Here is an 11,053-nt window from a genome sequence, read left to right on the forward strand (position 1 = left end):
CACAGTTCGGAACTGGTAGCGTCCGCGGCGTGGCAAAGCTGAACCAGATCATCGCCGTCGAAAAGGGCGTCAAGTCCAAGTCCTTCCAGGAGCTGACCCAGGCTCACCAGGACCTGCAGAAGCCCGCGCTGCTGGCCGGCATCGCCCGGACCTACCAGCCCAAGGACGAGGAGGGCGAGCAACTCCCGCCCGAGTCCACCCGCGTGCAGCTCAAGGCGGAGGACGTGCTGCGCTCCACCGCCACCACGTTGACCCGGCTGTTCGACGTGACGGCCACCAAGGACTGGGCCAACATCGGGGCCCGGGCCGACGTGGTGGTGGACGGCCGGGTGCTGCTCGCCCAGGCGCCGGTCCCGTACCTGCTCTTCCTGGAGAAGCAGCTCACCGACCTGAACACCTTCGTGCGCAAGCTCCCGGTGCTGGACGCCTCCGAGTCCTGGAACCTGGACCCGTCCAGCGACAGTTGGCGGACCGACCCGGTGCGCACCATCCGGACCAAGAAGGTGCCGCGCAACCACGTCAAGGCCGAGGCCACCGAGAAGCACCCGGCCCAGGTCGAGGTCTACTACGAGGACGTGCCGGTCGGTTACTGGACCACGGTCAAGTTCTCCGGTGCGCTGCCGGCCCGCCGGGTCAACGAGCTGGCGGAGCGGGTGGAGAAGCTCCAGCAGGCGGTCAAGTTCGCCCGCGAGGAGGCCAATTCCGTCGACGTCACCGACCAGCGGGTGGGTGACGCCGTGTTCGGCTACCTGTTCGGGTAGCCCCCTGATCGCCCGCCCGGGGAGCCGGGTCGGGTGCGCTGCGGAGCAGCGCGAAAAGCTGACACTGATGTTGAAGCTGACCAGGGGTCACAGTGGAGGTTCGACTCCTCCCCCCGGCACCACGCGCGCCGGGGTAGCCCAAGCAGGCAGAGGCAGACCCCGTCAATCTCAGACTCTCGCTCCAGTCTCAGCATTCGCCGCCGAACGCCGGATCGCCCGGGTGCGGACGACCATCGACGAATGCGGGTTCAAGTCCCGCCTGAGCCGCTCGTGGCTCGGTAGTTCAAAGGTAGAACGCGTCGATTTCAACGTGATCCGCGACCCTTAAACGTGCCGGTGTGCGCAATGGGCGGCACACAGGGGCCCGGGAGCAGGCTACGCTCCCGGGTCCTCCTCATTCCCCGGACGGTTCCTCAGCCACGCGGCCGGCGGGCGCGGACGGCCCGGCGCAGGTCGTCGAGCTGGTCGACCAGGCCGCGGCGGGCGCTGGGGGTCAGGTCGGTGCGGGCCAGGCAGGCCTCGGCGGCCCGGACGGTCCGCTCCTCGGCCGCGAAGGCCGGGAAGCCGTGGCGGGTGAGCACCGTGGCGATCGCGTGGCCGCGCTCGGCGGCGGCCGGCAGGTCGTCGAAGTAGCGCAGCGTCAGGTCCGCCAGCAGGTCGGCCTGCTCGGGCTGCCACAGGCCCTGCGCGGTGGCGGCGGCCAGGTAGTTGGACAGCTCGCCGTGGAAGAGCGCCGCGAAGGCGGCCTCCTTGGCCCGCGGCTCGGGCAGCGCGGCCCGGCAGCGGGCGGCGCCCTCCTCGCTGAGGTCGCTCGGGTCCCGGGCCAGCTGCGCGGCGATCTGCGCCTCGTCCGTCGCGCCCAGCACGGCCAGGCGCAGCAGCAGCTGCCAGCGCAGCTCGGGGTCGAGCGCCGGCCCGTCGGGGACGGCGTCCGCCGCCAGCCAGGCCTGCAGCTCGGCGGCGTCCGCCTCGGTCGCGGCGACCGAGAGCAGGCCGCGCACGGCCACCAGGCGCAGGTCCGGGTCCTGCGCGCCGCGCACCAGCAGGGCGCGGTGGACGGTGCCCAGGAGCTCCAGGGCGGCCGGCCGCTGCTCGGGCGCCAGGAACCGGTCGGCCACCTGCTCGCGGGCGAACCGGAGCACCGACTGCACCAGGTGCAGCGAGGTCTCGCCGGGCAGGTGCGCGGCGACCAGCTCCAGGTACTGCTCGGGCGCCAGCTCGCCGTCCCGGACCTGGTCCCGGGCCGAGTCCCAGAGCACGGCCCGGGCCGGCTCGTCGGGCACGGCGCCCAGCGACTCCCGGACGGTGCGCCAGGAGTGCGGATCCAGCCGGATCTTGACGTAGTCGAGGTCGGTGTCGTTGAGCAGCAGCAGGTCGTCCGGCGCGGTGCGCAGCGGGATCCGGTCCTGCTCGCCGGTCAGCTCCAGGTCCTCGCGCGAGCCGAGCACCAGGGTGCCGTCGGCCGCGCGCCGGTAGCGGGCGACGCCGAGCCGGTGCGGGCGCAGCCGGCCGTCGGCCGCGGTGTGCACCAGCTGCTCGCCGTCGGCGCGCAGGGTGTCCACACCGGTGGTGCGCAGCCAGGTCGCGGCCCAGCCCCGCACGTCCCGCCCGCTGGCCGCGGTCAGGCAGTCGAGCAGGTCGGCCAGGGTGGCGTTGCCGTAGGCGAACCGCTCGAAGTAGTCGTTGACGCCGGCCAGGAACCGCTCCTCGCCGAGCCAGGCCACCAGCTGGCGCAGCGCCGAGGCGCCCTTGGCGTAGGAGATGCCGTCGAAGTTCTGCAGCGCCTGGGCGCTGTCCTCGACGGACTCGGGTGCCACCGGGTGGGTGGACGGGCGCTGGTCCGCGTCGTAGCCCCAGGCCTTGCGGGCGGCGTAGTCGGTCCACATGTCGGTGAACCGGGTGGCCCGGGCGGTGGCCGTGTAGGCCATGAACTCCGCGAAGGACTCGTTCAGCCACAGGTCGTCCCACCACTTCATGGTGACCAGGTCGCCGAACCACATGTGGGCCATCTCGTGGGTGATCACCATGGCCCGCACGGCCCGCTCGGTGTCGGGCACGGCGGACCGGAAGACGAAGTCGTCCTTGAAGGTGACGCAGCCCGGGTTCTCCATCGCGCCCGCGTTGAACTCCGGGACGAAGCACTGGTCGTAGCTGTCGAACGGGAAGCGGGTGCGGAAGATCCGGTGGTAGTGGTCGAAGCCCTGCCGGGTGACCTCGAACATCTCCGCGGCGTCCGCGTCCAGGTGGGCGGCGAGCGAGCGCCGGCAGTGCAGGCCCAGCGGGATGCCGTCGTGCTCGGCGTGCACCGAGTGCAGCGGGCCCGCCACCAGGGCCACCAGGTAGCTGCTGATCGGCGGGGTGGGCGCGAACGCCCAGCGGCCGGGGCCGGCGGTGGTGGCCAGGCTGTTGGCCACCACGGTCCACTCGGCGGGTGCGGTCACCGCGACCCGGTGGACGGCCTTGAGGTCGGCCTGGTCGAAGCAGGCGAACGCGGTCGGCGCGCTGTCCAGGAAGGACTGCAGGTAGACGTAGTCCTCGCCGTCGGCCGGGTCGGTGAAGCGGTGCATGCCCTCGCCGGTGTGCGAGTAGGCGAGTTCCGCCTCGACGGTCAGCTCGTTCTCCGCCGCCAGACCGGCGAGCGGGTACCGGCCCCGGTCCAGCGCGGCCGGGTCGAGCTCCTCCCCGTTCAGCACCACCCGCAGCAGCCGCACGGGCTTGATGTCCACGAAGGTCGCCGCGCCCGGCCGGGTGCAGGCGAAGCGGATCACGGTGGTGGAGGCGAAGACCTCGGGGCCCCTGGTGAGGTCGAGGTCGACGGTGACCGTGCGGACGTCGAGCAGCTCGTGGCGCTCGACGGCCTCGGCCCGGGTGAGTGCGGCAACAGGAGTCATGCGAACGATGGTGCCGTACCCCCGGGGCGGGCCGCCCCGGGGGTGCCTGTCACGGGGTCAGGCCTTGGCGGTGTAGTCGTAGAAGCCGCGGCCGGACTTGCGGCCGAGCAGGCCCGCGTCGACCATCCGGGAGAGCAGCGGCGGGGCGGCGTACAGCGGCTCCTTGTACTCGGCGTACATCGAGTCGGCGATCGAGGCGATGGTGTCCAGGCCGATCAGGTCGCACAGGCGCAGCGGGCCCATCGGGTGGGCGCAGCCGGCCTCCATGCCCTTGTCGATGTCCGCGGCGGTGGCCACGCCGGACTCGAACATCCGCACCGCGGAGAGCAGGTAGGGCACCAGCAGGGCGTTGACCACGAAGCCGGCCCGGTCGCGGGCGCGGATCGGCTCCTTGGCGAGCACCTCGGTGGCGAAGGCCTCCACCCGGGCGGTGGTCTCGGGCGAGGTGGTCAGGGTGGGGATCACCTCGACCAGGCGCTGCACCGGGGCGGGGTTGAAGAAGTGCAGGCCGATCACCTGCTCGGGGCGGCTGGTGGCGGCGGCCAGCTTGACGATCGGGATCGAGGAGGTGTTGGAGGCCAGCACCGCGTCCCGACGCTGCATCACCTGATCCAGCGTCTGGAAGATCTGGACCTTGATGTCCTCGCGCTCGGCGACCGCCTCGACGACCAGGTCGCGGTCGGCGAAGTCGGCCAGGTCGGTGGTGAAGGAGAGCCGGCCGAGGGCCTCCTCACGGGCCTCGGGGGTGAGCTTGCCGCGCTTGACGGCGTTCTCCAGCGAGTGGGTGATCCGGCCGCGGCCGAGCTCCAGGGCCTCGCCGGTGGCCTCCGAGACCAGGACGTCGAGCCCGGCCCGGGCGAAGACCTCGGCGATGCCCGAGCCCATGAGTCCGCAACCGACCACTCCGACGCGCGCGATGTCGCTCACTTCACTTGCCTTTCCGCTTGTCGCCGGGCGGGGTCGCCGCCCGTGTCGATCGACCGTACTACTTGGCACCTGGAGCCGTACCAGGTGCCCTGGCCGCAGCGGCCGCTGGGCCGAGCGGGTGATGGCGCCCGGCTCGCCCGTGCGGCCCAGCGCGCCGGGGCGCGCGAGCGGCGCATGCTGGGCCGGACGGCCACCGGCGGAGGGATCGGACGACGATGCGCAGCGGCACGCTGGAGGGGCAGGTGGCGCTGGTCACCGGCGCCGGGCGGGGGATCGGCCGGGAGATCGCGCTCGGGCTGGCCGCCGAGGGGATGGCGGTCGGCCTGGTGGGCCGCACCCTGGAGACCCTCACCGAGACCCTGAAGGCCTGTGTGCGCGAGGGCGCCAGGGGCGTCGCGGTGACCGCCGACGTGGCCCGGCCCGGCGCGGTGCGCGAGGCGGTGCGCGGCATCGAGCGCGACCTCGGGCCGATCGACCTGCTGGTCAACAACGCCGGCCAGATCGACCGGGCCGAGGTGCCGCTCTGGGAGGCCGACCCGGCCCAGTGGTGGCAGGTGCTGGAGGTCAACCTGCGCGGCCCGTTCAACCTGCTGCGCAGCGTGCTGCCGGGGATGGTGGAGCGCGGGCGCGGGCGGATCCTCAACCTCAACTCCGGCTTCGCGGTCCGCCCCGACGGGCACTACACCGCCTACGCCACCTCCAAGGGCGCGCTGCTCCAGCTCTCCGACAACATCGCCGACTCGCTGGCCGCCCACCACGTGGTGGTGCTGGACATCAGCCCCGGGGCGGTCGCCACCGACATGACGGCCGGGATGCCGATGTTCGCCGGGATGAAGGAGTGGAACTCCCTGCCGTACATGGTGGCGGTCGCGGTGGACGCGGCCCGGGGCCGGTTCGACGCGCTGCACGGGCGGTTCGTCCACGCCGGGCGGGACGACCTGGCGCACCTGGTGGAGCTGGCCGGGCAGATCAAGGAGCAGGACGCCCGCACCCTGCGGCTGCGCCCGTACGGCGAGGACGACCCGTTGCGCTGACCGGGGGTCAGGCGCAGAGCTGGCTGGCCGTCACCGCGCTCAGGCCGCGCTGCTGCAGCGCCGTCAGCACGGCCGGCAGCGCGTCCACGGTGCCCTGGTGGCCCATGTGCAGGGCGACGATCGAGCCGGCCTTCGCCGAGGCGAGGATCCGGCGCTGCACCACGTCCGCACCCGGGTCCTGGTAGTCCCGCGGGTCCAGGTCGAAGGAGAGGATGTGCTCGTAGCCGGCCCGGCGGGCCTGGTCCTTGACCTGGGTGGTGGCGTACTGGGCCTCGGAGGGGCGGAACCAGCGGCCGATCGAGCCGGTCAGCGCCTTCAGCCGGTCCGCGCAGGCGGTGATCTCCGCGTAGGCCTGGTCCGGGGACATCGAGGAGATGTCCTGGTGGTTCTGGGTGTGGTTGCCCAGCTCGTGCCCGCCGGACAGGATCCGCTGGGCCATCTGCGGCTGCTGGTCCAGCCAGCTGCCCACCACCATCACGGTCAGCCGGGCACCGTGCTGCTCGGCCGCCTCCAGCAGCGCGGTGGCGAGCTTCGGGTCGCCCTGGCCGTGGAAGGTGAGCGCCACCTGCTGGCGGGTCTGCGGCCCGGTGACCACCTCGAACGGGGTACCGGCGGCCAGCGGCGGCAGCACGGGCGCACTGGGGCCCGCGCTGCCGGACGGCCCGGCCGAGGGCGACGCCGAGCCGGTGGCCGGGGCGCTCGGCCCGGGCTTCGGCGTCGTCGGGGCGGCGCTGGGGTGCGGCGCGCCGGCACCGGTGGCGGCCTCCTGGCCGCACCCGGCGAGCAGCCCGCCGGCCGCGGTGAGGGTGGCCAGCTGGGCAGTGGTACGCAGAATCCTGCGGCGGTCGACAGTCATCGCGGACCAGCATAAATATGACGGAAACGCGGGGCGATTCGGTGTCCCGTTCGGCGGACCGTCAGAGCCGGAAGACGCCGTGGCCGAACCCGGCCACCCGCAGCTTGCCGGGCGCCAGGTCCACCCCGGCGCCCAGCAGCAGTTCGCCGGCCGGGAGCTCGGGCGAGGCCAGCTCGGCCGGCTCCCGGCGCGGGTTGACCACCACCAGGTGCGCGTCGCCGCGCCGGTAGACGAAGGGGTAGCCGGCGGACAGCACGGTGACCGGCGCGCCGGTGCCCAACTCGGGCGTGTCGCGGCGCAGTCGGACCAACCGGCGCACCAGGTGGAGCAGCGAGTCGGGGTCGGCGCGCTGCGCGGCCACGTCGGGCCGGCCGGGGTCGGGGTCCAGCGGCAGGTAGAAGTCGGCGGGCGGTGCGGTGGAGAAGCCGGCCCCGGCCGTGCCGTCCCACTGCATCGGGGTCCGGGACCCCTGGCGGGCCTCGGAGCCGAACTGGCTGCCCTCCTTCTCCGGCAGGCCGGGCACGAACCGCATGCCGATCTCGTCGCCGTAGTAGATCACCGGCAGACTGGGCCAGGTGAGCAGGAAGGCGAAGGCGCAGGCCGCCTGCTCGCGGGTGCGCGGGCCGCAGACCAGCCGGGAGAAGTCGTGGTTGGCGGTGGGCAGCGCGACCAGGCCGTGCCCGTCGACGGCAGCGTCCGCCCGCTCCCAGGCGGTCAGGAACTCGGTGATGTCGCCCCGGCCGTCGGCGTCGAAGAAGCACGGCTCGCCGTGCGCCCAGCTGCCCTGGCTGCCGGTCCCGTTGTCCCAGAGGGAGCGCAGCGCGCGGCCGGTGAAGTGCAGGAAGAAGTCCGCGTGCAGGCCCGCCGGGACGGAGCGGGCCGGGTCGCCCCACTCGGCGATCAGCACCCGGTCGGGGTACTGCGCGTCCAGCCAGTCGCGCAGCTCGCCGAAGAGCCGCCCGGTCTCGACGTGCTCCGGGTCGTCCTTGACCAGCGAGGAGGCCATGTCCACCCGGAAGCCGGCCACGCCGAGGTCGAACCAGTGCGCCATGACGGCGCGCAGCGCGGCCCGGTTGGCCCGCGGGCCGGGTGCGTCGACCGGGCTGCGCCAGGGCTCGGCCGGATCCGGACGGGCGTAGCCGAAGTTGAGCGCGGGCTGGATCGGGTAGAAGTTGGCCCGGTAGAAGCCGCCGCGCGGGCCCTGGTTGGGGATCCACTCGTGCACCGGCGCGGTGATCCGGTCCGACCAGATGTAGCGGTCGTCGCCCGGGGTGCGGGCCGAGTGCTGGAACCACGGGTGCCGGTGCGAGGTGTGTCCGGGGACCAGGTCGAGCAGCACCCGGATACCGCGGGCGCCGGCCTGCCGGACCAGCTCGGCCAGGTCCTCGTTGGTCCCGTAGCGCGGTGCGACGGTGAGGTAGTCGGCCACGTCGTAGCCGGCGTCGCCGAACTCCGAGACGAAGCAGGGGCTGAGCCAGAGCGCCGTGACGCCGAGGTCGGCCAGGTGGTCCAGGCGGGCGGTGACGCCGGGCAGGTCGCCGATGCCGTCGCCGTTCGAGTCGGCGAAGGACTGCGGGTAGATCTGGTAGAGCACGGCCTCGGCGAGCCAGGCGGGAACCGGCTGACGGTCGGTCATCTCGGGTGGTGGCCTCCGGCTCGGACGCGCTCGGACGCGCGCCGGTCGAGCAGCCACGCTAGGAAGGGGTCGGCCGCCGCGTCAATGGAGCGCGGCGGCCCGGGCGGGGTGACGCGAGGTCGGCGCGCGCTCCCTCGGGGCCGGCGCCGACGGGCCGTCAGGTCTCCTTCAGGTTGGTCAGGTGGGCGAAGACCACCACGCTGGCGGTGTAGTCGTCGCGCTGGCTGTCGTAGGCGCCGCCGCAGCTGACCAGGCGCAGCTGGGCGTCGGCCGTCTTCCCGTAGATCCGGTCGGCGGGCAGCGCGTCCTTGGCGAAGGTCTCCACGCTGTCCACGGTGAAGGTGGCGGTCACCCCGTCGTCGCGGGCCACGTCGACGGTGGCGGCGGGGGTCAGGGTGCCCAGGCCGGTGAAGACGGCGGGGGCGGTGCTGGTGGCCACCTGGCCGAGCAGCACGGCCGGACCGCGGTTGCCCGGGACGGTGCCGCCCTGGAACCAGCCGACCAGGTTGGGGTCCTCGGCCGGCGGCTGGGTGTTCTGGTCGAGCCCGGTGAAGGGCGCGTCCACGTTGAGCGCGGCGATCTTCAGGCGGCTCGGGTGCGCGTCGGGGACCTGGACGGCCGGGGTGGTCCGCCGGGCCGCGGGGGACGGCGAGGCGGCGGCCTGCTGGGCCGGGTCGGGCCGGCGCGGCGGCAGCGCGGAGCGGGTCTGTTCGGACTGGTGGACCAGGAGCAGGGCGAGCAGTGCGGTGCCGAGCACGCTGAAGAGCACGGCGCTGCGGCGCCGGCTGAGCCCGGAGACGCGCGCGGGCCGGTCCTCGGGCGGCAGGACGGGGCCATCCATGGGCGGAGCCTCTCTGCTGTGCGGGGTGCCAGCTCCACGGTCGGTCGCGGTGCGCAGGCGTGCCACCACAGCGAGTGCGAACGTGTGACGCTGCGTCCACGGACGGTGCATCCTGGAGGGGTACCGCTGGAGGTGACGGCCATGACGAAGACGCTGGTCGGATGGCACATCGAGCTGGAGTTCAGCGAGGAGGGCCCGCACACGGCGGCGGCCGCGCTGGTACGGCTGCCGGACGGGCGCGAGCTGCGGGCCCGCGGCGACACCAGCAGGCACCCCGCCGACCCGGAACAGCTGCGGGTCGGCGAGGAGGTCGCGGCGGCCAGGGCGCTGCAGGGGCTGGCCCGGCAGCTGCTGGAGAAGGCGCACGACGAGATCGACGACCTCGGCGCGGTCCGGAGCCACCCGCTCTGAGCCCGGGTCGGGCCGGGCGCAGGGCCCCGGGGAGCGGCGGCCGCTCCCCGGGCCCCGTGCGTCACCACTGCGGGGCGAGCAGCTCCCCGGTGGTCGCGCGGCGGACCGCGATGGCCTCCATCGGGCAGAGTTCGGCGGCCTCGACCACCTCGGCCAGGGCGCCGGTGCGCTCGCGGCGCGGCCGGGCCTTGCCGTCCGGGCCCACCAGCAGGTCGGCGGGCGCCGAGGCGGCGCACAGCCCGGTCCCGGCGCAGCGGGCCCGGTCCACGGTGACCACCAGGTCGGCCGGCTCCGGCCCGGTCGCGCTCACCAGGTGGCCGGCAGGGTCAGCGGGCTGCGGGTGAGCAGGCCCCGGCGCCACTCGATGTCCGCCGGGTCCACGGTGAGCCGCAGCCCGGGCAGCCGGCGGGCCAGCCGGTGCAGCGCCAGCTCCAGTTCCATCCGGGCCAGCCAGGCGCCCAGGCAGTGGTGCGGTCCGGCGCCGAAGGTCAGGTGCGGGGCGCTCGGCTGGTCGAACAGGTCGGTGCGCCAGTCGGCCGGGTAGACCCCCGCGTCGTGGTTGGCGCTGAAGGTGTCGGCCGCCACCACGCTGCCGGCCGGGATCAGCACCCCGCCGATCTCCACGTCGGACACCGCGCGGCGCAGCTGGCCCGGCAGCACGGTGCGGTCGCTGAGCGGGATGGCGCGCAGCAGTTGCTCGGCGGCGGCCGCCGCCCGCTCCTCGCCGGCGGCCAGCTCGGTCCAGGCCTCCCGGTCCTCGGTGAGCAGGTAGACCAGCGCGTTGCCGAGCGAGGTCATGGTGGTCTCGTGCCCGCCCACCACCAGGCCGATGGTGAGCATCACCAGCTGGTACTCCGTCATGGAGCCGTCCTGGTCGGCGGCCTGGACCAGCGAGCTGACCAGGTCCTCGCCCGGCTCGGCCCGGCGGCGGGCGACCAGCGCGGCCCCGAACGCGCCGAAGTCCTGCATGGCCTCCTGGACCTGCTGGGGCGTGTAGGCGGAGGCGGCCAGCGCGTGGTCGCTCCAGTAGGCCAGCCGCTTGAGGTCCAGGTTGTCCAGGCCCATCAGGCGGCTGATCACCGCCACCGGCAGCGGGCGGGAGAAGGCGGCGACCAGGTCCACCGGGCGGTCGGCGTCGGTGAGCCCGTTGAGCAGGTCCTCGACCACCGAGGCGACCCAGGGGCGCCAGCGGGCGATCGCGCGCGGGGTGAAGGCGCGCTGCACCGTGCGGCGCAGGCGCTGGTGGTCGGGGCCGTCCAGGTTGAGCAGGCCCTCGGGGTCGTCCAGCAGGTTGGGGTACGGGGTGATGGCGGGCGCGCCGGGGGCGAAGAGCGAGGCGCGGTTGAGCCGCGGGTCGGTCAGCACCTGCCGGACGTCGGCGTGGCGGCGGACCAGCCAGACCGGGGTGCCGGTGCGCAGCGTGGTGAGGATCGGGGGACCGGCGGGCAGGGCTTGGGCGCAGTGCAGCGGCATCAGCGGCTCGGCGGCCGGCGCGTCACTGTGGTCGAGGGACACGGTTCCTCCTGGCGATAGGCCTTGGAGGTGACGTTAAGGGGCAGTTCCGTGACGAACCAGGGGGCGCATTCGGGCAGTTGGGGGCGCGCGGTGCGCGGGGGTGCGCGCCGGGGCCGGCCGCGACGGTCCGTCAGCGGGCCTGCCGCCGGTCCCCGGTGCGCCGCGGGGCGGCACCGGGGAC

10 protein-coding genes and 1 tRNA gene are annotated in these 11,053 nt (G+C 74.1%); 4 read left to right on the forward strand and 7 right to left on the reverse strand.

Going from position 1 to position 11,053, the window contains the following annotated elements:
* The first annotated feature begins 29 nt into the window (after positions 1-29).
* Together ACFW1A_RS12325 and ACFW1A_RS12330 are read left to right on the forward strand one after the other, a co-directional pair.
* On the forward strand, positions 30-761 hold the full coding sequence (locus ACFW1A_RS12325; protein WP_380407907.1) for a hypothetical protein: 732 nt from the start codon (positions 30-32) through the stop codon (positions 759-761).
* Between the two features lie 23 nt (positions 762-784).
* Positions 785-883: transfer RNA gene (locus ACFW1A_RS12330), tRNA-OTHER, on the forward strand.
* Positions 884-1,174: 291 nt separating this feature from the next.
* Here ACFW1A_RS12330 and pepN read toward each other — a convergent pair.
* Complete coding sequence (gene pepN, locus ACFW1A_RS12335) at positions 1,175-3,652, reverse strand: aminopeptidase N (RefSeq protein WP_380407909.1); 2,478 nt, start codon at positions 3,650-3,652, stop codon at positions 1,175-1,177.
* A 57-nt stretch (positions 3,653-3,709) separates the two neighbouring features.
* The gene (locus tag ACFW1A_RS12340) at positions 3,710-4,579 is read right to left on the reverse strand and encodes a 3-hydroxybutyryl-CoA dehydrogenase (protein ID WP_380407911.1); all 870 of its coding nucleotides are present in this window, start codon (positions 4,577-4,579) and stop codon (positions 3,710-3,712) included.
* Positions 4,580-4,794: 215 nt separating this feature from the next.
* On the opposite strand from ACFW1A_RS12340, the gene ACFW1A_RS12345 reads away from it, so the two are divergent.
* Positions 4,795-5,613, forward strand: coding sequence for an SDR family NAD(P)-dependent oxidoreductase (locus tag ACFW1A_RS12345; protein WP_380407913.1), 819 nt, complete (start codon positions 4,795-4,797; stop codon positions 5,611-5,613).
* A 7-nt stretch (positions 5,614-5,620) separates the two neighbouring features.
* Here the strand turns inward: ACFW1A_RS12345 and ACFW1A_RS12350 are convergent, their stop codons facing one another.
* The 3 genes from ACFW1A_RS12350 to ACFW1A_RS12360 form a co-directional block, all read right to left on the reverse strand.
* The gene (locus tag ACFW1A_RS12350; protein ID WP_380407914.1) at positions 5,621-6,469 is read right to left on the reverse strand and encodes a polysaccharide deacetylase family protein; all 849 of its coding nucleotides are present in this window, start codon (positions 6,467-6,469) and stop codon (positions 5,621-5,623) included.
* Between the two features lie 61 nt (positions 6,470-6,530).
* A complete protein-coding gene (locus ACFW1A_RS12355; RefSeq protein WP_380407916.1) occupies positions 6,531-8,105 on the reverse strand; it encodes an alpha-amylase family glycosyl hydrolase in 1,575 nt (524 codons plus the stop codon).
* 157 nt (positions 8,106-8,262) lie between these two features.
* Positions 8,263-8,946 (reverse strand): class F sortase, encoded by a 684-nt coding sequence (locus ACFW1A_RS12360; RefSeq protein WP_380407918.1) that lies wholly within the window; start codon positions 8,944-8,946, stop codon positions 8,263-8,265.
* 141 nt (positions 8,947-9,087) lie between these two features.
* Here ACFW1A_RS12360 and ACFW1A_RS12365 point away from each other — a divergent pair, with 141 nt between their 5' ends.
* Positions 9,088-9,357, forward strand: a complete 270-nt coding sequence (locus ACFW1A_RS12365; protein ID WP_380407920.1) for a DUF1876 domain-containing protein — start codon at positions 9,088-9,090, stop codon at positions 9,355-9,357.
* Positions 9,358-9,418: 61 nt separating this feature from the next.
* Here ACFW1A_RS12365 and ACFW1A_RS12370 read toward each other — a convergent pair whose 3' ends face one another.
* Together ACFW1A_RS12370 and ACFW1A_RS12375 are read right to left on the reverse strand one after the other, a co-directional pair.
* Positions 9,419-9,667, reverse strand: coding sequence for a ferredoxin (locus tag ACFW1A_RS12370; RefSeq protein WP_380407921.1), 249 nt, complete (start codon positions 9,665-9,667; stop codon positions 9,419-9,421).
* Positions 9,664-10,830: a cytochrome P450 gene (locus tag ACFW1A_RS12375; protein WP_380407927.1), complete on the reverse strand. Its 1,167-nt coding sequence runs from the start codon at positions 10,828-10,830 to the stop codon at positions 9,664-9,666. The genes ACFW1A_RS12370 and ACFW1A_RS12375 overlap by 4 nt, the downstream gene beginning before the upstream one ends.
* Positions 10,831-11,053: the final 223 nt, after the last annotated feature.

This window comes from Kitasatospora sp. NPDC058965 (assembly GCF_042741245.1).
Lineage (GTDB): Bacteria > Actinomycetota > Actinomycetes > Streptomycetales > Streptomycetaceae > Kitasatospora.